The sequence below is a fragment of the Streptomyces sp. YIM 130001 genome (genome assembly GCF_003574445.1).
Classification (GTDB): domain Bacteria; phylum Actinomycetota; class Actinomycetes; order Streptomycetales; family Streptomycetaceae; genus Streptomyces.
The window spans coordinates 76,644-102,377 of sequence record NZ_KZ984561.1; the positions used below are offsets into that span (position 1 = coordinate 76,644).

Consider the following 25,734-nt stretch of genomic DNA (forward strand, 5'->3'; position numbering starts at 1 on the left):
GCCCACGCCTGCAGTTGCCACCAGACAAAGGTCATGTAGGGAGATGAGTGTGTCTACCGACAGCTTCGAGCACCATGTCGTTGTCATCAACGACGAAGAGCAGTACTCGATCTGGCCCGAGGGAAAGGCGATACCGTCCGGCTGGCGAGCCGTCCTCGAGCCGACTCCCAAAGAGCAGTGCCTGGAATACATCGAGGCGCACTGGACCGACATGCGGCCGTTGAGCCTGCGCCGCGCGATGGCGGGCGAAAATCAATCGCCGGACGCGACGACTCACCCGTCACAGGAGGAGATCACCGTCCATGGACGGTGACGGAGCAATTCCACGGCCGGCACCGGTCGGGCGTTCCACGTCGGCTGATGCGGCGCACTTATTCGACCCCGAGGGTTCTCCGTCCGCCGTTGTGGAAATTCTGGGACAGCCCTGGATCGGAAAGACCCGGTTGCTGCACCGGATACTCGATGACGCCAGAAAGCAGGGCTGGTCCGTCGCGCACGCCGCGGCGGGTCCCGCCGCGACCGCCGCGCCTTATCAGCTCTTCTCCGACGCATTCGACGAGATTCTCTCCGAACGCGCCGAGACGGTTCTCCAGTGCGTGCCGATCGCCAGTCGGCGCGTTCTCGGCCGGCTGTTCCCCGCGCTGGACCCGGCGGACCTGCCTCCGTCCGAGCCGCTCCAGTCCCCCGTTCCGACGGGGCTGGTGGGATCGGCACTGCGGCAGGCGGTCCGCGGGCTGACGGGGTCGAGCGGCCTGGTGCTGGCGCTGGACAACGTGCACTGGGCGGACCCGGCCTCGCTGGAACTGCTGGAGAGTCTGGTGCGCAGGCCGCCCGACGCCCGGCTGGTCATCGTGGTCGCCCATCGCGACCGTCAGTCGCCGCTGCGCCTGCGCGGACTGCTGGCCTCCGTGGCCGGCTCCCACCGGATCGAACTCGGCCCGCTGCCCGGCCAGGAGCTCGACGCGCTGCTGCCCGGCGAGACGCCACGGCCCTTGCGCAGGGCCTTGCTCGGCCGGGCGAACGGCAACCCGGGGCTGCTCCTTGCTCTGGCGGCCGCCCCCCGTTCGTACGGAGGAACCGCGCCGGACGCGCCGGGGCTGACCCCATTCACCCGCTTCCTGGAAGAGTTCCGCGCCGTGTCCGACGACGGCTGGCTCGCCGCGCAGTCCGCAGCGGTACTCGGCGACGCGTTCACCCTCCAGGAGATGCGGTCCATCAGCGCGTTGCCCGCCGATCGCCTCGCGGACGCCGTGGCGGAGCTGCTGCGCGAGGACATCGTGCAGCCCGGTGAGTTGGCGGACCACTACCGGTTCCGGCACGCCCTGCTGGGGGCCACGGCGTATCACAGCACCGGTGAGCAGTGGCGGCTCGCCGCGCACACAGCGGCCACCGGGCTCGTCCGGCTGCCCGCCCCGTGCATCCACACTCATGCCGGGCCGGTGCCGCACCGGAAGCCGGTGGCCGACCGGGTCCGCTCGGGGCTGCTGCCGCGCGAAGCCGGCGCGGCCGTCGGGGACGCGACCCTGCTCTGCGAGCAGCGGGTGCGCACCGGCAAGGCCCTGGTCGTCGCGGGAAGGCCGAGCGAGGCCCTCGACGTCCTGGACCGGACCTCGTCACCCGGCGCCGAAGTGCCGCTCGTCCTGCGGGCCGAGGCGGCCGAATGGCGGGCTCGCGCTCAGCGCCTGCTGGGCAGATACGCCCTCGCTCAGTCGCTCCTGGAAGCAGTGCGACCTGAGGTGGCCGACGAACCCGAGGCGCTCGCGCTGGTCGACCTGGCCCGGCTCGCGGCAGCACTGGAGCGCGGAAGCCCGCTGCCCGGCGGCGAACCGCCCGCGGTGCACTGGGCGACCGGCCTGGCCGATCCGCTGGCCCGGGGATACGCCTGGGCCCTGCTCGGCGCCCACGACGCGGACGCGGGCCGCACCGCACAGGCCGCCCTGCGGCTCGGCGAGGTGGCCGGCCTGCTCGACGACCTCGACGACGCCACGCTCATCGGCCGGCTCGACATCCTGTACTGGCTGGCCAGGTCCCTGGCACGGTGCGAGCGGGACGCGGAGGCCGCACGACACTTCGAACGGGGTCTCGGCATCGCCTCGGCACATGAACTCGACTACCTGGTGACGCAGTTCGCCACCGGGCTCGCCGAAGTCCGGCTGCGGCTCGGGCGCATCGACCGGGCGATCGAGTCGGGTCACCGGGCGATGCGCGCCGCAGCCCGGATCGGGAGCGACTGCCTGTTGGCCGAGGCCGGTGCCGGACTGGCCCGGGCGGCGTGGATCAGCGGCGACCGGACGACTGCCCGGCACACGGCGCGCGAGGCCGCACGGCGGGCGGAGTCGTGGCGCGAGCCGTGGTCGGACCGGGTACGTCTGTCGCTGCTCGAGACGACCTTCGACACGGGCGACCAGGAGCTGTGCAAGGAGCTTCTGTCGACGGGGACGGTACGGCGCGCCGCGTCGTTCCCCGTCGTCTCGATGGTTCCGGCCGTCGCCGAGGTCCTCGCCCGGCTGGAGGGGGAGCGTCGCGGTTCGGCGACCGAAGCGGGGCGCTGGGCCACGGCGGCCGAAGAGGCCGCCGGCCGCATGCGGTTGCCGGGTGCGACGGGCCTGGCGCTGTTGGCCCGCGCACACCACCACCGGGTCACCGATCCGCTCAGGGCCGCCGTCTTCGCTTCCAGTGCGGTGGTCACACTGACCCGGGCCGGCCGGCCGCTCGACGCGGTCCGCGCTCACCTGGCCGTCGCGGCCGCCTGGGCCGGCATCGACTCCGACGTGGCACGCGGCCAGCTCGACGAGGCACAGCTCCTGCTGCAGGGACGCGGGGCACACGGATACCAGGACCACGCGGCCGACCTGGCCACGAACGCGCCCGCGCAGTCGGCCGACGCGCGACTGGCCAAGTTGAGCAGCCGCGAGCGGGAGATCTCGGTGCTGGTCAGCGACGGTTGTACGAATCAGCAGATCGCCCGTGCGCTGCGGCTCAGTCACAAGACCGTGGAGACCCATCTCGGCCGGATCTTCAAGAAACTCGGCGTCGGCTCGCGGGCCCAGGTCGCCACCTCGATCGGCCGGGCGGCCAGGTTCACGGAAGCGCGGTTCGCCGACCGGCCGGCGCCGGTCGGCGCCTCACACCAGATCGCGTAGCAGCTCGCTGGCACCGGCCGCGATCGTGCCCGCGGAGGCGTCGCGGTAGAGCCGGGCCGCTGTGGACTCGTCCAGGCACCCTTGCGCCCCATGGAATTGGAGACAGACGTGAGCAGCCTGCACCGCGAGTTCGGTCGCCTTGAGCTTGAGCACGGTGGCCGTCCGGCTGTCCAACTCACCGCGGCTGTGCAGCAGGGCCGCGTGCCGGCCGTACTGGGTGACCAGTTCGTGGTCGGCCGTGAGCTCGGCGAACGCGTGGCGGACGGCCTGATGCCCGTACAGCGGCATGTTCTTGACCCGGCGGCGGCGTATGTGCGCGTTCAGCAGCTCCAGGCAGTGGGCGACACCGCCGACGGCGAGGAGACCGGCGGCCAGGCGCTCGAAATCCAGGCCCTGGACCACGTGCATCAGCGCACGATCCCAGCGGCCCAGTACACGGTCCTCGGGTACGACGACGTCCTCGAAGACGACCTTGCTGATGTCGGCGGAACGCCAGCCGAGCATCCGTTGTCCGGTGCGGTGCACGCCCGGGCTGTCGGCGTCGATCAGCAGGAGGCTCGCACCGGTCAGTCCGTGCGCGGTCGCCGTGTCGTCCCGTGTCCGCACGAGCGTGACGAAGAACGACGCCTGGGTGCCGTTGGCGACATAGAGCTTCTCGCCGTCGACCAGCAGCCCGCCGCCGTCGCGGCGGCGCGCGCGGGTCCCGAGCCGGCTGAGGTCCGAACCCGCTTCCGCTTCGGTGATGGCGAGGGCCGCGAGGCGTTCGCCCCGCCGGGCCGGCTCCAGGTACGCCTCCTTCTGCGCAGGCGTCCCGAACATGTCGAGATACGAGGTGGCCATGTAGGCGTGCACGCCCACGCCGGCGCGGACGCCCGCGTATCCGGTGCGGCCCAGCTCCTCGAGGAGGATCGCGCTCTCCAGGAACGCCTCGCCCCGGTGGCCGCGAGCGAGGAGTCCTTCCTCCGCGAGGAGCTTCCACGCGGACGGGTCCGGGTGGCCCTGCTCCTCCCACCGGTCGGCGTGCGGGAGGACCACGTTCCGCAGGACATCACGCACCCGCGTGCGGAACTCCTCGTGCCGGGAGGTCTCCCAGGAGGCGCGGTTCATCGCGCACCGCCCATGGCGTGCTCCGTCAGCAGGGCCCGCCGGTCCACTTTTCCGTTGCCGGACAAGGGGAGGGAGTCACGGAAGTGGATCGCCGTCGGAATCATGTAGCCCGGCAGATGGTCGCCGAGGAAATCCGTGATCTCCCGCGCCGTGCACCGCTCCTCGTGCGGGACCACGAACGCGGTCAGCGCCTTGTCACCGGCGCCGTTCTCACCGACCACCACGTGGCTGAGCCGCACACCGGGGTGCAGGTCGAGATGATGGGCCACCTCACTCAGTTCGATCCGGAATCCGTTGATCTTCACCTGGTCGTCGAGCCGCCCTTCGAAGACGACCTCGCCGTCCGGAAGCAGACGCCCGCGATCGCCGGTGCGGTACAGCCGTTCGGGCACTCCGCCGATCTCACGGTCCACGAAGTGGCCCCGGTCCGCGTCGCGCGCGTCGAGGTAACCGGGCGACAGTCCCGGCCCGGCCAGGCAGATCTCGCCGACCCGGCCGGGCGGGCACAGGGCATCGCCGTCCACCACGTACAGGCGGGTGTTCTGCAGGGGGCGGCCGATCGGGAGGTCCCCCACGGACTCCGGCAGCCGGCTCAGCTCGAGCGGGTGGTACGTGGCGAACGTCGTGCACTCGGTGGGGCCGTACACATTGACGACCTTGCCCGGCCCGTAGCGGGCCACCGCCGTGCGCAGGTGCCGCATCGAGTGCAACTCGCCTCCGGTCAGGACGGTTTCGGCCTGGTCGAGGGCGGCCGGTCCTTCGTCCACCACCGTGTTGAACAGCGCGGTGGTCAGGAAGATCACGGTCACGCCGTGCGAGGCGACGGTTCTCCTGAGCTCCGACAGGCGAATCCGCTGCGACGGATAGAGCACGCACGTCCCGCCGTGCAGCAGGGCGCCCCAGATCTCGAACGTCGCCGCGTCGAAGTACACCGGGGCGAGCTGGAGGATCCTGGAACGCTCACCGAGCCTGGCGTAGGGGGCGTTGAAGACCAGGCGGGCGATGCTCCGGTGCCGGATCGGCACGCCCTTGGGCCGGCCGGTGGAGCCAGAGGTGAAATTGACGTAGGCGAGATCGTCCGGCCGCGTACGCAGCACGGGATCCGCTTCGACCGGCGGGGCGTCCGGCGAGAGGACGTCGAGGCCGGGGAATCGACCGGCTACCGCTTCGGGCACGTCGGTGACCAGGTGGGCGGCGCCGGTCTGCGTGAGGACGGAGCGCAGGCGCTCCGTCGGCCACGCGAGGTCCACCGGGACGTAGTGGCCGCCGCACTTGAGGACGCCGAGTATCGCGGCGATCAGCTCGGGCGAGCGGGCGACACCGATCACGACGGCGGCGCCGGCGGCCACACCGCGCCGCTGCAATCGCGCCGCGATCCCGTTCGCCGCCCGGTTCAGGTCGCGGTACGTGATCACCCGGTCCCGGTGGACGAGCGCGGTGGCTTCCGGCAAGCGGGCGGCAACCTCCTCGAACAGCTCCTTGACGCCCCGGTCGTCGGGATAGGGCGCGGCGGTGCGATTGATCCGCCGATGCACGGCGAGCGCCACATCGTCACCGGTCAGCCTGTCCATGCCGCAACTCCGTCAGCCCAGGACCCGGGAACGGTCCCGGGTCGCCTGGATCGTCGCGGCGATCTCCTTCATCGTGCTGCGCTCGAAGAGGTCGTCGGGCGACAGGCAGTCCTCGCCGAAACGCTCCTCGGCCTGCGCGATGAGCCGTACCGCGGTCAACGAGTTGCCGCCCCCGCCGAAGAAGTCGTCGCCAGGGCTCCCCACCAGAAGTCCCAGCTCCCGGCAGGTGTCCACGACCCAGGACTCGATCTCTGTGCTGGCCATCGAGACGGCCTCCTAACGCGTGACGAAGGGACGACCGGTGACGGTCCGGTCGACGAAACGGTTGTGTCCGTACCCGTCCTGGCCGGAGACCAGGACGTTGCCGAACTTCTCCAGACTGGCCTCGCCTCCGAACTCCACGAGCGCGTCGGAGTACGGGTAGACGCGGACGGACGTCGGCAGATAGCGCGCCGCGAAACCGAGCCGCATCTGGTCGGTCAGACCGCTGTGCGGGTGCGATGCGTGCATGAGCGTCGACCAGAAGACGATGCACTGGCCTTTCCGCATCTCCATCGACACGGCGTTGGACTCGTCCGGACTCCAATTCGGGTCCTTCTGGAGCTGCCGGTAGTCGTAGCCGAAGAAGCCGCGCCTGACTCCGTCCTTGTCCTTCTTGTTGATGGAATCCGCGTCGTATTCCATCACCTTGGACTCGTCGTAGTTCATCGTCTTGTGCGAGCCCGGGATGAACTGCAGGCAGCCGTTTTCCACGGTGGCGTCGGTGAAAGCGGTCCAGACGGTGATGGTGCCGCCGAACTCCGCGTCCTCGGGCCACACGATCTGGGGGTACTTCGAGCCCGCGACGTTGGAGAAGTTGTCTGCCTGGTGCCAGTCGGTCCCCTCGTCCCCCGGGTACTTCGGGAAGAACTCGGAACGCCAGCAGAGCGCGTCGGGGCCGAGCAGGCTCGACACCGGCCCCACGATCTGCGGCCGCGTGATGTGGTCGGCCAGGAAGTCGACGTCCAGGTGACGGTCGTAGTTGGCCAGGTTGGTGGTGCCGGAGACGGCCCCGCTCTGCTGGTAGATCGCCGTCTTCGTGTTGATCAGTTTGGGCCGCAGCGCCCGCAGACTGCTCTCCATCTCGTCCGGGTCGTACACGTCGAACGGACCGATGAATCCATTCTCGTTGAACTGCTCGATTTCAGTGGCAGAAAGCGCGAAATCCAATACCTGCTGAGCCATGACCCACCTTATGCTAGGAGGTTTCATCTCACTTTCAATAGGTGAACACGCCGCCGAGTTCTCTGTCAAGACGACTTATCGTTCCGATTCCGGAACGCCGAGCGCAAGGCATTGAGGTTCCTTTTTCGGAACGGAAAGGAATGTAGAGAAAATGGCCAAACTATTCGCCGTTGAGGTCGGACAGCGCGTCCGAAAACTACGACGGTTGCACGGTCTGTCGCTGTCGGAACTGGCCCAGCGCGCGTCGATCGGCAAGGCGACCTTGTCGGGCCTGGAAACCGGGACCCGCAATCCCACCCTCGAGACCCTCTACGCCATATCCACGCAGCTCAACCTCCCGCTGGCCGTACTGCTCGCCGACCCCGACCCGACCGAGCGCCCCGAAGAGATCCACGGCACCGCGATCTCCGCCACGCTCCTGGAGACCTTCTCCGACCACGGGGTCACATCGGAGCTGTACCGCATCCGGATCCGGCCGGGCATCACGCAGGTCTCCCCTCCGCACCAGCGCGGCGTCACCGAGCACTTGACCGTCTTCGCGGGCAGCGCCCGAGTGGGGCCGGCCCAGAAGCCGATCGTCGTCCCGGCCGGCACCCACGCCCACTGGCCCGCCGACATCCCGCACATCTACACCACGGACAACGGCGTCGAGGTACACGCCTCTCTCACCATCCGCCACCGCGGCCGCGTGGCGGCCATGACCTTCCCGCCGTCCACCAGCCTCGACATGCAGGAGGTGGTGTCATGAACCGCCGGCGCCCAGGGTCAACGGCGAAGCCGCACACCGACCTTCGCCCCGAGCCGGCTGCCGCCCACGGGCGAACCGGCGTGATCAACGCCGCACCGGCCGAGGCGATCTCGATCGGTGAGGGCCCGTCGGAGCAGGGGCCGATATGCACCTGCCGGCCGGGGTCGACGGTGTGGCTGACCGGCCTGCCCAGCGCCGGCAAGACCACCCTCGCCCGCGCACTGGCCGGGAGGCTGCGTGCCGAAGGACGTCGTGTCGAGGTACTGGACGGTGATGAGATGCGGTCGTCCCTCTGCGCGGACCTGGGCTTCAGCCGCGCCGACCGCAACGCCTCCGTCCAGCGCCTCGGCCTGATGGCCGAGGTGCTGGCCCGCAACGGCGTCACCACCCTGGTGTCGGTGATCGCGCCCTACGCGACCGGCCGGGAAGCCGTCCGCGAGCGCCATGAGCGCAGCGGCACCCACTACCTGGAGGTCCACGTCGCCGCACCGGTCGAGGTATGTGCCGCACGCGACGTGAAAGGGCTCTACGCCCGGCAGGCGTCCGGGGAGATCTCCGGCCTGACCGGGGTGGACGATCCCTACGAGGAACCACAGACGCCTGACCTGCGGCTCGAGACACACACCCGCGACGTGCGGGAGTGCGCGGCGCAGCTGCACGCGCTGCTGGCCGAAAGGGGACTGGCATGACGATGGCCGCAGCCCCCGGGGCCGCCCCGCAACGCGGTGGCCGCCCCAGGCACGTCCCCCGCAAGCCGCTCCGCGACGTTCCCCGCGCCCTGAGTCATCTGGACGCGCTGGAGTCCGAGGTGGTGCACATCTTCCGCGAGGTGGCGGGTGAGTTCGAGCGGCCGGTGATCCTGTTCTCCGGCGGCAAGGACTCGATTCTCATGCTGCACCTGGCGCTGAAGTCGTTCACGCCCGCCCCGTTGCCCTTCGGCCTGCTGCATGTGGACACCGGGCACAACTTCCCCGAGGTCCTCGAGTACCGCGACCGGGTGGTGGCCCGGCACGGGCTGCGCCTGCACGTGGCCTCGGTGCAGGACTACATCGACCGCGGTGCGCTGCGTGAACGGCCCGACGGCACCCGCAACCCGCTGCAGACGGTTCCGTTGACGGAGAAGATCCAGCAGGAGAGGTTCGACGCGGTCTTCGGCGGCGGACGGCGCGACGAGGAGAAGGCACGCGCCAAAGAGCGGGTCTTCTCGCTGCGCGACGAGTTCTCCCAGTGGGACCCGCGCCGCCAGCGCCCCGAGCTGTGGCAGCTGTACAACGGCCGGCACGCACCGGGCGAACACGTACGGGTCTTCCCGCTGTCCAACTGGACCGAGCTGGACGTGTGGCAGTACATCGCCCGTGAGGAGATCGAGCTGCCGGAGCTCTACTTCGCGCACCGGCGTGAGGTGTTCGCGCGGGGCGGCATGTGGCTGACCGCCGGCGAATGGGGCGGTCCGGGGGACGGCGAGACAGTCGAGAAGCGTCAGGTCCGCTACCGCACCGTCGGCGACATGTCCTGCACCGGCGCCGTCGACTCCGACGCCGACACCGTCGAGAAGGTCGTCAAGGAGATCGCGGCGTCCCGGCTCACCGAGCGCGGCGCGACCCGCGCCGACGACAGGTTGTCCGAGGCCGCGATGGAGGACCGCAAGCGTGAGGGGTACTTCTAGAGATGTCGATCGACACACTGCGTTTCGCCACCGCCGGATCCGTGGACGACGGCAAGTCCACCCTGGTCGGGCGGCTGTTGCATGATTCCAAGTCCGTCCTCGCCGACCAGCTCGAGGCCGTCGCGCACGTCTCGCGCGACCGCGGCCAGGAGACGCCCGACCTGGCGTTGCTGACCGACGGGCTGCGCGCCGAGCGCGAGCAGGGCATCACCATCGACGTGGCCTACCGCTACTTCGCCACGCCACGCCGCCGCTTCATCCTCGCCGACACCCCCGGCCATGTGCAGTACACCCGGAACATGGTCACCGGCGCCTCCACCGCCGAACTGACGGTCATCCTGGTCGACGCCCGCAACGGCGTCGTCGAGCAGACCCGCCGGCACGCCGCCCTCGCCGCCCTGCTGCGCGTCCCGCACGTCGTCCTCGCGGTCAACAAGATGGACCTCGTCGACTACGCGGAGCCGGCCTTCGAGGCGCCGGCGAAGGAATTCACCGCCTACGCAGACGAGTTGGGCATCCCGGAGATCACCTCCATCCCGGTCTCCGCGCTCACCGGCGACAACGTCGTGGAACCCTCGGCGACCATGGACTGGTACGACGGCCCGACCGTCCTGCAGCACCTGGAGAGCGTCGCCGTCGGCGGTCGCCCGGGCGAGGGACCCGCACGGCTCCCGGTGCAGTACGTGATCCGGCCCCGGAGCGCCGAGCACCGTGACTACCGTGGCTACGCCGGGCAGATCACCTCCGGCATCATCCGCGTCGGTGATCCGGTGGCGGTGCTGCCCACGGGCCGCACCAGCACCGTCGAGGCGATCGACCTGCTCGGTGAGCCTGTGGACACCGCCTGGGCGCCGCAGTCGGTGACCCTGCGGCTCCGTGACGACATCGACATCTCACGCGGCGACCTGATCGCTCCGACCGGCACGGCGCCCACGGTCACCAGGAACGTGGCCGCCGTCGTCTGCCATGTGGCCGACCAGCCCCTCACCGTGGGCCAACGGGTGCTGCTCAAGCACACCTCTCGTACGGTCAAGGCGGTCGTCGACGCGATCCCCTCGCGGCTCACCCTGGACGATCTCTCCCAGCACGCGGACCCCGGGCAGTTGACGGCGAACGACATCGGCCGGGTTGTGGTGCGTACCGCCGAGCCGCTCGCACTCGATCTGTACGCCGAGTGCCGCCGTACGGGATCCTTCCTGCTGATCGACCCCGTCGACGGCGGCACGCTCACGGCCTGTATGGCCGACGGCACAGGCTGAGCGGGGCCGCCGACCGGTGTTTCGGCCTGCGGGCCGTATCGCGGCCGGCGGTCGCTCAGGGAGTCAGCTCTCCGCCGTACACCTCCTCCGGCGTGGTGTCGCGCAGTTGCCCCTCGAGCAGGACCCAGCGGGTGATGCCGATGGATTCCAGGAAGGGCACGTCGTGGCTGGCCACGATCAACGCGCCCTCGTAGGAGGCCAATGCCGATGTCAGCTGCCGCACGCTGGCCATGTCCAGATTGTTCGTCGGCTCGTCGAGCATCAGGAGCTGCGGGGCCGGCTCGGCGAGCATCAGTGCGGCGAGCGTCGCACGGAAGCGTTCCCCGCCCGACAGCGTCGCCGCCTGCTGGTCGGCCTTCGCCCCCTTGAACAGGAAGCGGGCGAGGCGGGAGCGGATGCGGTTGTTGGTCGCCTGGGGTGCGAACCGCGCGACGTTCTCCGCGACGCTCAACTCCTCGTCGAGGACGTCGAGTCGCTGCGGCAGGAATCGCAGCGGAACATGGGTGACGGCGTCGCCCTCCATGGCCTCCAGCTCCCCGGTGATCGTGCGCAGAAGCGTGGTCTTGCCCGCTCCGTTGCGGCCGACCAGCGCGATCCGCTCGGGCCCACGGAGTTCGAACTCGCCCTCCACCCGCGCCCCGTAGGCGAGTTGCAGGTTCCGCAGGGTCAGTACGGTCCGGCCGGGCGGCACCGCCGTGTACGGCAGGTCGACATGGATCTCCTCGTCGTCACGTACCGCGTCCACCGCCTCGTCGAGGCGCTCCTTGGCCTCCGCGAACCGCTCCTCGTGCATGATGCGATGCTTGCCGGCGGACACCTGTGCCTGCCGTTTGCGCTCGCCCATGACCACCTTGGGCTCACGCTTGGTGTCCCACATCTTCTGGCCGTAGCGCTTGCGCCGGGCCAACTTCACCTGGGCATCGGCCAGTTCGCGCTTCTGCTTCTTCAGATCCGACTCGGCGACCCGGACCATCCGCTGGGCCGCCTCCTGTTCGGCGGCCAAAGCCTCCTCGTACGCGGACAGGTTGCCCCCGTACCAGGTGATCTCGCCGGCGCGCAGGTCGGCGATCTGCTCCACCCGCTCCAGGAGCTCACGGTCGTGACTCACCACGACCATCACGCCCGACCATGCCTCGACCGCCGCGTACAGGCGCCGGCGGGCGCGCAGGTCGAGGTTGTTGGTGGGTTCGTCCAGGAGCAGCACATCGGGGCGGCTCAGGAGCAGCGCGGCCAGGCGGAGCAACACCGACTCACCGCCGGAGACCTCGCCGATCGTGCGATCGAGGCCGATGTGTCCGAGACCGAGGCTCGACAGTGTGGCCACCGCCCGTTCCTCTACGTCCCAGTCGTCGCCCACCGCCGTGAAGTGCTCCTCGCTCGCGTCGCCCGCCTCGATGGCGTGCAACGCCGCACGCGTGTGCGCGATACCGAGCGCCACGTCGACCCGTAGGGCTGTGTCGAGTGTGATGTTCTGCGGCAGGTACCCGACCTCTCCGGACACCCGGACGGAGCCGGAGGCCGGCGTCAGGTCTCCCGCGATGAGCTTCAGGAGGGTCGATTTGCCCGACCCGTTGAGTCCGATCAGGCCGGTCCGTCCCGCCCCGAAGGCGACCTGGAGATCGTCGAAGACCGGAGTGCCGTCGGGCCATGCGTAGGTGAGGCCGGCGCAGGTGATGGCAGCGGCACCAGAGAAGTTCGGTTGGGTTGTCATGGGGGCCTCGCGATGGCTCGATGCGAACGTGTAAAAGGACAACGCGTTCGAGGCACCGGACGGGCGCGACAGCGACGGGGGGAGGTGCTCGGATTCCGGGCCGGTGTCCCTGGAAGGGGATCACCGGGCGAAGACGGCACGTGACGTCGAGGTCGCACACAACGCACGCAGTGCCGAACGAGCGGCATGAGCTGCGTGACGCGAGAGTGCCTCAGGACCTCAGACGAGCAACGTCCCACTCCTATCGAAGACAACAGAACCGTTATACACCGTATGGTGACGCGCAGGAGTTGTCAACGCACACCTCTCGATCCGAATTGCACGGCCTCTCCCCCACAGGAGACCTGTCCTCCCCGTCCGGCACCACCCCAGCACCGGACGTGGGAGAACTTCCCGGGCTCGGACGCTCGGACGCTCGGACACTCGGGGCGCCCTCACACTCCGCCGACGGCATACCGGCTCGCCGGGCGCTCCAGCCCCAGCCGCTCACGCAGAGTAACGAACGTGCCGTCGGTGCGGCCCCCCGCGGGGGCGCACCTGGTGAGAAACGGGTCATGCGCACCCTCCAGCGTGACGACGATCCCGTCGGCGTCCGACGCGGCCGGCAGCGCTCCGGCATCGGCCTCGCCCGGCAAGCCGACGAGAATCCGGGCACCGGGCGCCTCGGCCCGTACTCCGGGCACATCCCGCGGGTCATCGAGCAGGACGAGGTCGGCGTCCGCGGCGAGCGCGGGGCCGTGCACCGCGACGACCGGGTGGCCCTGTGGCGGGCGGGCGACGTTGAGCGGGCCGGCCACGTCGAAGTGGCGCCCGTGGTGGTCGAGTCGGTGGATGGTGTCCAGCCGCCAGTACAGACCGTCGGCGCGGTCGTGGACGTAGGCGTCGTCGTCGAAGCTGTCCCACAGGCCGCGGGCGATCTCGATCGTCTCGGCCGTCCGGCCCTCGTCGTCGGCGGTGCCCGCGAGCCAGCCGATGCGGCCCCGGCCGAGGTGGTCCAGGGAGGCGACGATCCGGGCCACGTGGTAGGGCGCCTGGTCGGCGGGGAACGGCGAGACGATCAGTCCGATGTGCTCGGTACGGGCGGCGAGCGCGGCGACCAGGGTCGTCGTCTCGAAGCGGGACTGTCGGCCCGCCGCCCCGGTGTCGTCCAGGAGCAGTGCGTCGAGGCCCGCGGCCTCCGCGGCCCGCGCCACGGCGGTGAGCCCGTCGAGTGTGGTGTCGGCGCCGTTCGTGGTGACCCGGCCGACGAGTGCGGGGGCGCTCATGCGGTCGCTCCTTTTGCGGTGAGGACGGCCGCCGGCTGACCCGGGGTGTCCAGGCCGAGGTTCTCGCGCAGCGTGCTGCCCTCGTACGACGACCGGTACAGGCCTCGGCGCTGCAGCTCGGGGATCACGTGGTCGACGAAGTCGTCGGCGGAGCCCGGCAGGTACGGGAAGTCGATGTTGAAGCCGTCGGCTCCGCGTCCGGTGAACCAGCTCTCCATGTGATCGGCGAGCTGCTCGGGCGTACCGACGACTATGTCGCCCATCAGCCGCAGGGCGAGCTCCCGGATGGACAGGTTCTCGCGCCGGGCGAGCCCCACCAGGCGCTCGGTCGTCGACTGGGACTGATTGGTGTACGGGATGTCGGGCACCGGGCCGTCGATCGGGTGCGCGCTCAGGTCGATGCCACCGAGGAAGTCCTGCAGGGTCCGCAGCGCGACATGGTCGTGGGTGAGGTCCTGGAGCTCCTGCAGGCGCTGCCGTGCCTCGGCCTCGGTGGCGGCGACGATCGGTGCGAGGGTCGGCCAGACGAGGACCTTGTCCGGATCGCGTCCCTGGCCGGACACCCGCTTCTTCAGGTCGCTGTAGAAGTCCTGGGCGTCGGGGAGCGTGTTGTGCCGGGTGAAGATCACCTCGGCGTGACGGGCGGCGAACTCCCGCCCCACGGGCGAGGATCCGGCTTGGATGATCACCGGTCGGCCCTGCGGCGGGCGGGCGATGTCCAGCGGCCCTTCGACGGCGAAGTGCGTGCCGTGGTGGGCGATCGGACGCTCGCCGCTGTCCCAGAGCTGCTTGACGACGTCGATGAACTCCTCGGCCCGCTGATAGCGCAGGCCGTGCTCGAGGTGCTCGGGAAAGCCGAAGTTCGCGGACTCCCAGGGAGCGGCGGAGGTGACGACGTTCCAGCCGGCCCGCCCGCCGCTGAGATGGTCGAGGGACGCGAACCGGCGGGCGACGTGGGCCGGTTCGTTGTACGTGGTCGTCGCGGTGGCGCACAGGCCGATGTGTTCCGTGGCGGCGGCGTACGCGGCGAGCAGTGTCAGCGGCTCGAAGTGCTCGGTGCGCGACGTACGGCACAGCGAATCGAGCCGGGTGCCCCACACAGCGACGATGTCGGCGATGAACACCGCGTCGAACAGCCCGCGTTCCAGGGTCCTGGCGTTCTTCTTGTGGGCCTCGAAGTCGAGTTGGGCGTCCGCCTGGGTGGAGGGATGACGCCAGGCGGCGACGTGGCCGCCCGGGCCGTCGATGATGCCGGCGAGGGTGATGCGCCGGCGAGGGGTGGTCATGTCTGGTGGTCTCCTCGATGCTCGGTGCGATCGCCGTCAGTGTCGGACGGCCGATGCCAGGATCCGGGCGAGCCCGCGCACGTTGGTTCCGGTCAGCATCGTCACGTGGTTGCCCGGGACGACACGGATGGCCAGATCCTCGACGTGGTCCTCCCAGCCCAGTCCGGCCCGTGCGTGGAAGCGGTCGCTCTCGTCGTAGTCGGTGCCGCGGCCGAATCCGGCGTCTCCGGCTCGCAGCACGGCCACCGGCCCCGCGTACGGACCGGGCAGATAGCGCTGCACCGCCTCGACGCTGTCGCGCATGAGCGCGACCGGGTCACCGCCGCCGTCGTTGCGCAGCCAGTCGGCGATCTGGGCGAGCTCGGTCAGGTAGCCGGCGGAGCTGTCCGGGTCGGTGATGCCGGAGGCCGGCTCCGCCCCGGCGGCGGTGTCCGCGGGACCCGCGCCGGGGCCTTCCGCGTCCGGGGCCGGGGTACGGCCTTCCGCGACGGCGCGCAGTTGGTTGGCGAAGGAGCCGTCGGCGTCGGCATCGGTGAGCTCGCCGTCCGGGGCGCCCGCGTCGACCATCACGACCAGCGGTGGGCGGTAGCCCTCCGCGGCGATCTGCCGGGCCATCTCGTAGGCGATGACACCGCCTCCGGAGAATCCGCCCAGGACGATCCGTTCACCTGCGTCCAGAAGGCGGCGCAGTGCCTGGAGGTAGTGCTCGGCGAGTTGCTCGGCCGTCCGGTGCTCCGGCTCCGGGTCGTTGACCCGTGGGTCGCGGATGCCGACCAGGGCCTCGGGGCCCTCGTACGAGTGGGCGAGCTGCGCGTAGCAGGCGACTTGGCCCCCGGGCGGGTGCACGAGGTAGATGGTGCCGGCGCCGGGATCCGTGGCGGGACGCAGCGGTACCAGGACGTCGCCGGAACCGGTGCTGTCGGCGTCCGCCGGCTCCTGGGTGAGCAGGTGGGCGAGCTCACCGGCCCTGGGATGGCTGAGGAGTTCGTCGAGACGCACGGTGCGGCCGGAGCGCACGTTGATCTCCCGCAGCAGCCGCATCGCCAGGAGCGAGTGACCGCCCGCCTCGAAGAAGTGCACACCCGGGTCGGTGACGTCGGCGGCGAAGACGGCCCGCCAGGCCTCTTGCACCACCTGGGTCTGCGGTCCATCGGGCCAGGTGACTTCGGCGCCCGCGGAGTCGGTCGCGGGCTCCGCACGGACCGCCATCCGCGGCTGGTCCGCCGCGGGCAGGCGGGTGAGGATGTCGCCGACGGTCGTCGGACCGTCGGCGGTGTCGGGCAGCTCGCGCAGCAGCCGGGCGCACTGGTCGACGAGCATGGCGGTGTCGGCCGCGGCGATCCGGCCTCGGTCGTGTACCGCGGTCAGGACCAGGCTGCCGTCCACGTCACGGAAGGCGAGGAGGGTGACGGGGAAGGCGGTCTGGGACCCGGCCGCCTCGGGGAGGCCGACGCGGATGCCGTGCTCGGCGAGCGTGGTGTCCAGTTCCTCGGAGGAGCGCGGGTAGTTCTCGAAGACGATCAGGCTCTCGACGAGCTTCTCGTCCGCCCTGCGTCCGCTCCACTCGTGGATCTGACCGGTCGAAACCCACTCGTACGCGGCCATGTCGAGGGCGTGGTCGCGCAGTTCGGTGAGCAGCTCGGGGACGGTGTGCGCCGGATCGACCTCGATGGTCATGGGCAGCGAGTTCATCAGCAGGCCGGGAAGCCGCTCGACGGAGTCGAGGGCGATACCGCGGCCGGACACGGTGACTCCGAACCCGACGGGCGCCGTGTCCTCTCCCCCGCCCGCCCGGTACAACAGCATGGCCCATACCGCCTGCAGGGCACTGGACTCGGTGGTCGCGTGGCCGGCCGCCCAGACCCGCAGCCGGTCGGCCTCCGCACGGCTGAGCCGTACCTCCGCGCGGCCCCAGCCGCTCTGGCCGGTCGGTGGGCCATCCTGGGCGGGCCGTACGAGCGGTGTGGTGGCCGGTACCGCCGCCGACCAGAAGTCCCGAGCCGGGGCCGTGTCCTGCTCGGCCAGCCAGCGGGAGTAGTCACGGATGTCGGGACGCCGCTCGTCGCCGGCCAGGACGCCGTCGGTGAAGTAGGCCCGGTAGAACTCCTGCAGCAGCACGGACACGCTCCAGCCGTCCAGAAGCACGTGGTGGAAGGTGACCAGGACACGGGTCGACGGGGCGCCGTCCGCTTCGCCGCCGTGATCCGCACCCACGACGCCCTCGTCGTCGAGGAGGGTCGCCCGCAGCAGTCCCGGCTCGCGCAGGTCGAAGCCGCGCAGCCGGTCCTGCTCCTTCAGCTCGTCCCAGTCGACGGAGCCGGCCGGGTGGCGGACGACCTCCGCGGTGACCTCGTCGTGCAGGACCAGGCACGGCGCTTCCTCCCATTCGAACGCCGCCCGCAGCACGGTCTCGCGGTCGAACACGGATTGCCAGGCCGCCTTGAACCGGTCGGTGTCCAGCGGGCCGTGCCAGCGCCAGAACAGCTGCTCCACATAGCGGCCACTGCCGGAGTGGGCCAGCGCGTCGAGGAGCAGGCCGTTCTGCTGGGGTGTCACGGGCACCCGCTCCTGCCTGTCGGCCGGGACGTCCGCGCCGCCGGGCACCGGCAGTTCGCGGGCACCGGGCCGACCGTTCGGGCGCGCCGGGGCGGCCGGTGCGCCGGGGGCCGTGATCTCGGCCGCGGACACCGCGTCCGGGTCCGTGCCCGCGAGCGTCGCGAGCACCCAGCTCATCTGGTCCACGAGCGCCTCGACAGCGCTCTCGTCGACACCGTCCGCGGGGCTGGGCACCCAGGTGAGTCCCATACGCAGCCGGCCGCCGTGGACGATGCCGTACACCTCGATGCCGTAGACCCGCTCGCAGCGTGCCGAGTGTTCACGGGGAATGGGGCGGCCGGACATGGTGAAGCCGCCGTTCGCGGTCAACTGGTCCGCCTGGCCGTAGTAGTTGAAGCAGGCCAGCGCGGCCGGCAGGTCGCGCAGCGCGGTACGCAGACCGGGATCGGAGGAGAACTCACGGCAGGCACCGAAGCCGACGCCGCCGTCCGGTACGGCGGTCAGGTCGTCGGCGACCTGGGCGAGCCAGTGCTCCGGGTCCAGAGCGCGGTCGGCGGCCAGGACCACCGGGTGGATGGAGGTGAACCATCCCACCGTGCGGAACAGATCGTCGCGCCCGTGCCGGCCGTGGGTCTCCACATCGAAGGTCACCTGCCGCGTACCGCGCCACCGGGCGAGGGCGTGGGCGAACGCACCGGTCATCACCTGGTGGACCTGGAGACCGAGCCGGCGCGGCAGCGGGCCGATCAGCCGAGTGGTTGCTTCGGGGTCGAGGGAGAACTCGACCCGGCGGATATCCCGCTCATCGGGTGCCGGCAGGGTGAGCAGCAGACTCTGTATCCCGCCCCTCGCTGCGGCCAGGGCACGCCAGTAGCCGGCCTCACCCTCGCGTTCGGCGACCGCGGGAAGAGAGGCCACCCACTCCTCGTACCGGCACGCCTCCTGGGGCAGGGAGGGCAGCGCACCGCCGGCCAGGGAAGCCAGCGCGTGCTCCAGGTCCTCGAGGAGGATCCGCCAGGAGACGCCGTCGACGACCAGGTGGTGGACGACGAGGAGCAGCAGGCCGTGGCTCTCGGGCTGCCGGCTGTCGTGGGCGAGCAGGGCGCGGACGTGAACTCCCTTGAGGGGGTCGAGACTTCGCTCCACCTCTTCCAGGGCCTCGTCGAGTTCGGTGTCGTCGGCGATGTCGCGTTCACGCAGGACGTCACGGGGGTCGTAGGCGGCGAACGGCGCGTCCGCGGCCATCCGCCCCTCGGCGAAGTCGCCGTGCGCGTCCGCCGTGAAACGTGCGCTCAGCGCGGGATGCGCGGCGACGACGGCCTGCAGGGCGAGTCGCAGCACGGTGGGGTCGACCGGGGCGTTGAGTTCCAGGAGCACCGACTGGTTCCACTGATGCAGATCCGTCTTGATGTGCCGGAAGAACCAGGACTGCACCGGTGCGAGCGGCGACACGTCACCACCCCGGGCCGCGGCGGCCGGCGCACCGGGCGTGGGCGCGGATACGGCGTCGGCCGGTGGAGTGGTGCCGGCGTCCAGGTGCGCGGCGAGGTCGGCCAGCACCGGGTGGCGGTAGATCTCGCGCATGGCGAGGGTGAAGCCCGCGCGGCGCAGCCGGGAGACCATCTGCATGGCGAGGATGGAGTCGCCCCCGGCCTCGAAGAACTGCGCGTCGTCGCCCGTCTCCCCCAGCAGCTCCGTCCAGACGCTGCGCACGGCGGGCAGTGAGCTCCGGACAGCCGGTCCCGGTACGGAAGTCGAGGGTACGGCGGCCTTCTGGTCCGCCGCCTCGGTCACCTCGGCCGCTCGGCCCTGATCCGCCGCTTCGGCCTGCTTTGGCGGTGCGGCCACGGTTTCGGTGACCTGGCCACCACCTGCCACCAGCTGGTCCAGGGCCCGGCGGTCGGTCTTCCCGTTCGGCAGGACGGGGATCCTGGGAACCAGGTGGAAGATCGCGGGGACCATGTGAGCTGGCAGCAACGGCCCGAGAGCCGCGCGCAGACGGGCCGGCTCGTCCCGTGTCACCACATGGGCCACGATCTGCAGGCTGCCCCGGGCGTGGCGGGACACCTGGACCGAGGCGTCCGTGACGGCCGGCAGCGACATCAACGCCGCACGGACCTCGCCGAGTTCGACGCGGTTTCCGTTGATCTTCACCTGGTCGTCGATGCGGCCCAGGTGGGCGAGGACGCCGCCCGGCAGAAGCCGGACCAGGTCGCCGGTGCCGTACACGGTCTCGCTGCGCCCGCCCAGTTCGAGGGTGCGGTAGCGCTCCGCGGTGCGTTCCGGGTCACCGACGTAGCCGTCGGACACCGTGCCGCCCCCGATCCACAGTTCGCCCGGGGCGCCCGGAGGCACTTCACGCAGCGATGCGTCGAGCACATGGCAGCGGATGTTGTCGAAGGGCACTCCGATAGGCACGTCACCGCGGCGCGTCCAGAAGGAGCTGTCGCCACGGCCCCAGGAGAAGACCGTGGAGTAGGACGTCTCGGTCGGCCCGTAGGCGTTGTGCAGCCGGGCCGGGTGCGCTGCCTCGAAGGCGACACGCAGTTCGTTGGGGAGGGACTCGCCGGTCGAAACGACCGTCCGCAGAGTGCGGTTGGCCGTGAATCCCTCGGCTTCCAGCAGCAGGCGCAGCTGTGAGGGGACTGCGTGCAGCAGGGTGACGCCGTGCTGTTCCAGGGTCTCGGCCAGCAGGTCAGGGTCGCGTTCGGCGTCCGGCGGCGCCACGACCAGACGGGCTCCCGCCACGAGCGGTACGAGCATCTCGTGGGCGCCGACGTCGAAGGTGAAGGGTGCTTTGAGCAGCATCGCGTCGTCCGGGCCGATGCCGAAGTGCCGTACGGCGGCGAGGGCGTCGGTGACCAGGGCGCGGTGGCTGAGCTGGACCCCCTTGGGGGTGCCGGTCGAACCGGACGTGTACAGGACGTGCAGCGCGTCGGCGGGCGTGGGGCCCGGCGTGGGCGCCGCGCCGGAGCGGGGCAGATCGGCCGGCTGAACCTGGTCGAGGTCCGCCGGGCAGGCCGCCGCGATGTCGGGGGCCACGATCGCGAGCCGCATCCCGCTGCTGTCGACGATGTGGCGGCGCCGCGCCTCGGGGTGGGCGGCGTCCAGCGGCACGTACGCGGCGCCGGCGCGCAGGATCCCGAGCATCACGGCGACGGCCTCGTCGCTGCGGGGCAGCATGACGCCGACCCGGTCGCCCGCGCGCACACCGCGGGCCGCGAGACCGGCGGCGTATCCCTCGATACGTGCGTCCAGTTCCCGGCGGGTCCAGCGGCGGTCGCCGAACTCGACGGCGACCGCGTCCGGACGGGTCCGTGCCACGCCACGGATCAGGGTGTCGATGTCCGTGTCCTCGAAGGGGCGGTCGGTGGCGTTGAGGAAGTCGAGCGTGGTGCGGGCACGCGGCCCGATCCCGTCGAGTTCGGTGACGGGACCGTCCGGCCGGCGCACCAGCTGTCGGGCGAGCTGCGCGATGTGCTCGGTGAACGCCTCGGCGGTCGCCGCCTCGATGCGGGCGGCGTCGTACTTGAGTCGTCCGCGCAGCGTGCCCCCGCCCTCGTACAGCTCCAGAGTGAGCAGGCCGAGGCCGGGCGTGCACACGTCCTGGCGCCAGTGGGCGCGCAGCCCGCCACGCAGGTCGATGCCCTCGTCCGCGGCAGCGTCCGGTGCGGCCCAACTGTGCAGGACGAAGGTGCAGTTGAACGGGTCGGTGGTGGCGCCCCCCGCAATGAGCTTGGCGATGCGGGGGAACGGCAGGCGGGAGTGGTCGACGGCACGGGCGAGTTCCGTCTGCACTCCGGTGACGAAGGCCGCCGCGGTCCGGCCGGGGTCCTGGTCGGGGGCCCGCACCAGGAGGGTGCGCACGAAGTAGCCGACCGTGCGGTCGAAGCGCGGGTCGGTGCGGGCACCCAGCGGGACGCCGACGGTGGGCGCCTGCTGCCGGCTGTAGGTGCCCAGGGCCAAGAGGTAGGCGGCGAGCAGTACGGCGGCGCCACCGGCCCGGCGCTCGCGGGAGAACGTGGTGATCTCGCCCCACAGTTCGGCGTCCAGGTCCAGCGGCACCGTCGCCTCGCGCGGAGTGCCGGCACCTCGGGAGTCCGGGCTGTGGGTGTCCGGGCTGTGGGTGTCCAGCGGGAAGTCGATGTTGAGGTCGGCGCCGTCGAGCCGGCCGCGCCAGTACTCCTCGGCCGCGGTGTCCTGCGCGGACTCCTGGGTGCGGGCGGCGACGTAGTCGCCGAACGGGGCGGGGGCGGCGCCGGGCACCTCTCCGTACTCGTACGCGCCGAGCAGATCGGCGAGGAGCAGACCTGTGGACTCTCCGTCGACGACGAGGTGGTGCACGACGAGCAGCAGGGTGTGGTGTTCGGGCCCGTGTGCGAACAGCACGGCGCGCAGCACACCGTCACGTTCCAGATCGAGCTCCGTGCGTGCCTCGGCGAGGAGCGCGGCCGCCTGCTCGGGTCCGGTCTGCGGAGCGGCCGTACGGCGCTCGAGTCGGGGGGCACGCACCGGATCGACCTCGAGGTACGGCCGCCCGTCACCGCTGCCGGTGTCGTCGTCGCGGACACGCGCGGACAGCAGCGGATGGCGGGCGACGACACGGGCGAGCGCGGCTTCGAGGCCGGTGTCGTCCAGAGGGCCGCGCAGATCGATGGCGAGCGGCACGTTGTAGGGCGAGTTCTGCGGGTCTGCCCGGTGCTGGAGCAGCAGTCCGAGCTGCTCCTCGGTCAGGGGGACGGTGCCCGCCTCGGCCGCCTCTGGGCCGGCGGTCGCGGCGATCTGCGCTCCTGAGCGTTGGAGCATGGTCATCAGGTGTCTCCCGAGTCGGAATCCGAGGCTTGGTTCGTCCGGCGCCGCTGCCCGGTGATCCGCACGGTCCGGGCCCGGGTGTGGTGCTCACCGCCGCGTCGTCGACGCGCGGCGCGTGCGACGCGTGGCGGCGGCCGCGCGCGGTGCCGCGGAACGTGGTCAGCTGCTGCCCGAGCGGGCCTCGACCAGGGCCGCGAGGCGGTCCAGACCGATGGTGATGTCGCGGGGGTTGAGTACCGAGTAGGACAGCCGGAGTTGACGCAGTCCCCCGGTCCCCGCGTAGAAGTGGTACATCGGCGTCCACAGCAGGCCGAAGTTGCGGGCGGAGTCCTCCAGTGCCTCCTCGTCGGCGATGAACGGCACGGTGACGACGGCGAAGAGGCCGCCCGTGGGCACGTTCCAGCTCACCCCGTTGCCCCCGTTCGGTCCGAAGCGCGCGGCGAGACCGTCGAGCAGGGTGCGCAGATTGCGGCGGTAGACGGCGGCCTCGCGGGCGCAGGCCTGCTCCATGCTGCAGTCGTGCTCGAGCAGCAGCCCGCCGATCGCCGCCTGCGCGAGTGACGAGGTGTTGAGCGTGAACATGCTTTTGAGCTTGGCGAGTTGGTCCGTGAACAGGCCGCCCTGGGTGACTTCCTGGTCGGCGACGACGTATCCGATACGGGCGCCGGGATAGGCGGTCTTGGAGTACGAGCCGATGTAGACGACGTGTCCGCTGGTGTCCAGGGACTTGAGGGTGGGCAGCCTGCCCTGGCCGTCGTGGAACATCGAGTACGGGTTGTCCTCGATCAGCAGGATGTCCTGCTCCTCGGCGACGCGGAGCAGGCGCCTGCGGTCGTCCAGCGACATCCGGGAGCCGCCGGGGTTGGCGAAGTCCGGGACGATGTAACAGGCCCGCGGGTTCAGGCCGTCGGCGCGGGCCCGGGTGATGGTGCGCGCCATGTCGTCGGCGTCGAGCCCGCCGGCGCCCTCGGGCACCAGGTGGACGGCTGTCTCGGTGAGACGGGCGGCACCGGTGAATCCGACATAGGTCGGCGCGGCGGCGAGCACGACGTCGCGTGCGTCGCGGCGCAGCGCCCGCAGCAGCAGGACCATGGCCTCCTGGCAGCCGGTGGTGACGAGCACCGCCTGCGGGTCCGCCGTGATCCCTTCGTCCGTCCGGAGCTGCCGGGCGATCAGGTCGTTGATGATCCCCTTGGTGGGGCCGTACTGGAACAGGCTCCGGCGTACCTGCTCCGCGCTGAGACCGCGCTCCTGTTCCAGGTACCGGGTGAACCGCCGCAGGTGCCGGTGCACCGCGTCGGTCCGGTAGTGGCCCTCGTAGGGGCGGCCGGCGGCGAACGACACGGCCTCGGGGTAGTTGCCGGTGATCTCGTTGAGCAGCGTCATCGAGGTCAGTGCGGGATCGGTGAGGCTGGCATGCAGGTCGGCGGTGGCCAACAGGGGTTTGGCCCGGGGGGATTCGAGCAGCGCCGCAGTGTTCATGTGGCGGCCTCGTCCATGGCGGCCACCAGGCTCTTGGGCCGCATGTCGGTCCAGTTCTCGCTGATGTGACCGAGCGCGCTCTCGCGGTCGGTGGCCGGCAGGGCGATGCTCCATCCGGCGGGGACCTCGGCGAAGGACGGCCACAGCGAGTACTGGCCCTCGTGGTTGACCAGGACGAGATACGTGCCTTCGGGGTCCTCGAAGGGGTTGCTCATGACGGTCTCCCGGTTCCTTGTACTAGGCGTGGTGGGACAGCGGTCGGGATGGTCCCCATCCAGGCTGGCCGGGCGGACCGACACGGAGCTGACATGGCGCTGACGAGGCCGCCCTGCGGGGCCCCGCAGGGCGGGCACCGGCCGGCTCGTGGGACACGGGGAAGCGGCCGCCGGGGACGGTGCCGCGGGTGCGGGCATCCACGGGGTACGGCATATCTGCGGGCCATGGCTGCGTGATCGGTGCGGGCGCCCCGCCGCATACCGTCACCCCTGGCTCGCGGTGGCCCCCGATGCGCCTCGGCTCCGGTTGACCCAGGTGTTCTCCAGGGTGGTGATCAGCCCCGGGCTGTGCAGCTGCCTGGCCTGCTCGTAGGCGTACTGGGCCAGGTAGCGGCGGAACAGGTCGATGGGCTCCTCCACCAGGTTGAGCATGCGCCGGTTGGCTCCCACGGCCGGCTGGTCGAGGTGCCCTGCGGCCGCGCGCACGGCCCCGTCCATGGCGTCCGCCGGCACCGTCTCGTCGACGAAGAGGGATGCCTCGGGGTCGGTCGCCCGCAGTTTCCGGCCCCAGAAGATGAGGCGGCGCGAGAGCCGGGAGCCGGTCAGGTGCAGCAGGCGCATATTGGCGACGCCGGGGACCAGGCCCTCCTCCATGGCCGGCAGGCTGAACCAGGAGTCGTCGGCCGCGACGACCCGGTCCATGGTCGGCAGGATCTGCATACCGCCGCCGATGGCGAAGGCGTCGACGGCCGCGACCCACGGCTTGTCGGCGTCCGGCCACCAGCCCTCGCCCGCCGAGTCGTCCAGGCACAGACCGCGCACGAACTTGGCGATGTAGCCGGCCTCGCGGCGCAGCAGGAAGCCCAGCAGCGAGATGTCGCCGTTGTAGAGATGCGTCAGGTTGATGCCGGCACTGAAGACCCGGCGGCCCGCGTAGGCGGGGTGGGTCTGCGGCGCGCCGCGCAGCACGCCGACGTGGCTGGCCGGGTCGAGCAGGACCAGATCGGTGCCGGTCTCCAGCGCTTCGGTGGCGGCGTCGTCCTCGGCGTTGAGGAACTCGGTGTTGCGCAGTTCGAGTTGGGCGATGCCGTCTTGCCGGGTGACGGTGGCGATGCCCAGGTCGGCGTGCCCGGTGAGTTGGTAGTCGAGGAGCGCGGCGCGGGCGCGGGCGGTGGGGCGCAGCATGGAGCGCAGCAGGTGGTTGCCCGCGGTGGGGGCGTTCAGTACGGCCTGGAAGAAGAGGCCGACGGCGACCTCCCAGCCTTCCTTGGTGCGCTGCGAGTGCCGTGCTTCCGCCTCGAGGCGGTCACGGGTGGGCACCAGGCCCGGGAAGTACGCGGCCGCCGACTCGGTCAGTTCCTCGAGGCGCGGGCTGCGGGTGAGGCCGTCGGTGAGTTCGGCGTAGATCCGGTCGGCGTACGAGGCGAGGAACCGGCGGCGCAGGGTGTCGGCCGCGTCGTGCAGGGCCGCCGCGACCCGCTGCTCGGCGGCGGTGCGTTCGGTGCGGGGCGGCATCGCGTCGACGGACCGCACAGCGGACTCGAGATGGGCGGTGACGGCGCTGCGGTCCCGGTCGAAGTCGCCGCTGAGGACGGGTGGGTGGCCCGGGCCGGACCGCAACAGCAGCGCGGGGCCCGCGGCGGTGTCCCCGGGGGCGGAGTCCGCGAAGGTGGGTGTGCGCATCGGTGT

The 25,734-nt window shown here is 71.1% G+C and carries 17 protein-coding genes; 6 read left to right on the forward strand and 11 right to left on the reverse strand.

Annotated elements, in window-relative coordinates; translation table 11 throughout:
• Positions 1-43 precede the first annotated feature (43 nt).
• Positions 44-313, forward strand: a complete 270-nt coding sequence (locus tag DSC45_RS24060) for an MbtH family protein (protein ID WP_119294018.1) — start codon at positions 44-46, stop codon at positions 311-313.
• Positions 303-3,143, forward strand: a complete 2,841-nt coding sequence (locus DSC45_RS24065) for a LuxR C-terminal-related transcriptional regulator (RefSeq protein WP_119294019.1) — start codon at positions 303-305, stop codon at positions 3,141-3,143. The genes DSC45_RS24060 and DSC45_RS24065 overlap by 11 nt, the downstream gene beginning before the upstream one ends.
• On the opposite strand, the gene DSC45_RS24070 is transcribed toward DSC45_RS24065, so the two are convergent.
• Genes DSC45_RS24070 through DSC45_RS24085 form a run of 4 tightly spaced genes read right to left on the reverse strand, consistent with a single transcriptional unit; the run spans position 3,126 to position 7,045 of the window.
• Positions 3,126-4,250, reverse strand: a complete 1,125-nt coding sequence (locus DSC45_RS24070) for an acyl-CoA dehydrogenase family protein (RefSeq protein ID WP_119294020.1) — start codon at positions 4,248-4,250, stop codon at positions 3,126-3,128. The two genes, DSC45_RS24065 and DSC45_RS24070, sit on opposite strands and share 18 nt — an antisense overlap.
• Positions 4,247-5,821, reverse strand: a complete 1,575-nt coding sequence (locus DSC45_RS24075) for an amino acid adenylation domain-containing protein (protein WP_119294021.1) — start codon at positions 5,819-5,821, stop codon at positions 4,247-4,249. The genes DSC45_RS24070 and DSC45_RS24075 overlap by 4 nt, the downstream gene beginning before the upstream one ends.
• A 12-nt stretch (positions 5,822-5,833) precedes the next feature.
• The gene (locus DSC45_RS24080) at positions 5,834-6,085 is read right to left on the reverse strand and encodes a phosphopantetheine-binding protein (RefSeq protein WP_119294022.1); all 252 of its coding nucleotides are present in this window, start codon (positions 6,083-6,085) and stop codon (positions 5,834-5,836) included.
• 12 nt (positions 6,086-6,097) lie between these two features.
• Entirely contained in the window at positions 6,098-7,045 is a 948-nt protein-coding gene (locus tag DSC45_RS24085; protein WP_119294023.1) for a chlorinating enzyme, read from the reverse strand.
• Between the two features lie 151 nt (positions 7,046-7,196).
• Here DSC45_RS24085 and DSC45_RS24090 point away from each other — a divergent pair, with 151 nt between their 5' ends.
• From DSC45_RS24090 to DSC45_RS24105, 4 genes are all read left to right on the forward strand, one after another.
• A complete protein-coding gene (locus tag DSC45_RS24090; protein WP_119294024.1) occupies positions 7,197-7,793 on the forward strand; it encodes a helix-turn-helix domain-containing protein in 597 nt (198 codons plus the stop codon).
• A gap of 143 nt (positions 7,794-7,936) precedes the next feature.
• Positions 7,937-8,482 (forward strand): adenylyl-sulfate kinase, encoded by a 546-nt coding sequence (cysC, locus tag DSC45_RS24095; RefSeq protein WP_240434821.1) that lies wholly within the window; start codon positions 7,937-7,939, stop codon positions 8,480-8,482.
• Positions 8,479-9,459: a sulfate adenylyltransferase subunit CysD gene (cysD, locus tag DSC45_RS24100; protein ID WP_240434814.1), complete on the forward strand. Its 981-nt coding sequence runs from the start codon at positions 8,479-8,481 to the stop codon at positions 9,457-9,459. The genes cysC and cysD overlap by 4 nt, the downstream gene beginning before the upstream one ends.
• Positions 9,460-9,461: 2 nt before the next feature.
• Positions 9,462-10,718: a sulfate adenylyltransferase subunit 1 gene (locus tag DSC45_RS24105; protein ID WP_119294026.1), complete on the forward strand. Its 1,257-nt coding sequence runs from the start codon at positions 9,462-9,464 to the stop codon at positions 10,716-10,718.
• Positions 10,719-10,773: 55 nt separating this feature from the next.
• Here DSC45_RS24105 and DSC45_RS24110 read toward each other — a convergent pair whose 3' ends face one another.
• From DSC45_RS24110 to DSC45_RS24140, 7 genes are all read right to left on the reverse strand, one after another.
• Positions 10,774-12,429 carry an ABC-F family ATP-binding cassette domain-containing protein gene (locus DSC45_RS24110; protein ID WP_119294027.1) on the reverse strand — a complete coding sequence of 552 codons (1,656 nt, stop codon included), beginning with the start codon at positions 12,427-12,429 and terminating at the stop codon, positions 10,774-10,776.
• Positions 12,430-12,863: 434 nt separating this feature from the next.
• A complete protein-coding gene (locus tag DSC45_RS24115; protein WP_119294028.1) occupies positions 12,864-13,694 on the reverse strand; it encodes an LLM class flavin-dependent oxidoreductase in 831 nt (276 codons plus the stop codon).
• On the reverse strand, positions 13,691-14,980 hold the full coding sequence (locus tag DSC45_RS24120; protein ID WP_119294029.1) for an LLM class flavin-dependent oxidoreductase: 1,290 nt from the start codon (positions 14,978-14,980) through the stop codon (positions 13,691-13,693). The genes DSC45_RS24115 and DSC45_RS24120 overlap by 4 nt, the downstream gene beginning before the upstream one ends.
• 36 nt (positions 14,981-15,016) lie before the next feature.
• Entirely contained in the window at positions 15,017-22,348 is a 7,332-nt protein-coding gene (locus tag DSC45_RS24125) for a non-ribosomal peptide synthetase (RefSeq protein WP_119294030.1), read from the reverse strand.
• A gap of 159 nt (positions 22,349-22,507) precedes the next feature.
• Positions 22,508-23,830 carry an aminotransferase-like domain-containing protein gene (locus DSC45_RS24130; protein ID WP_119294031.1) on the reverse strand — a complete coding sequence of 441 codons (1,323 nt, stop codon included), beginning with the start codon at positions 23,828-23,830 and terminating at the stop codon, positions 22,508-22,510.
• Entirely contained in the window at positions 23,827-24,045 is a 219-nt protein-coding gene (locus DSC45_RS24135; RefSeq protein WP_119294032.1) for an MbtH family protein, read from the reverse strand. The genes DSC45_RS24130 and DSC45_RS24135 overlap by 4 nt, the downstream gene beginning before the upstream one ends.
• A gap of 264 nt (positions 24,046-24,309) precedes the next feature.
• Positions 24,310-25,728, reverse strand: coding sequence for an enoyl-CoA hydratase/isomerase family protein (locus tag DSC45_RS24140; protein ID WP_119294033.1), 1,419 nt, complete (start codon positions 25,726-25,728; stop codon positions 24,310-24,312).
• Positions 25,729-25,734: the final 6 nt, after the last annotated feature.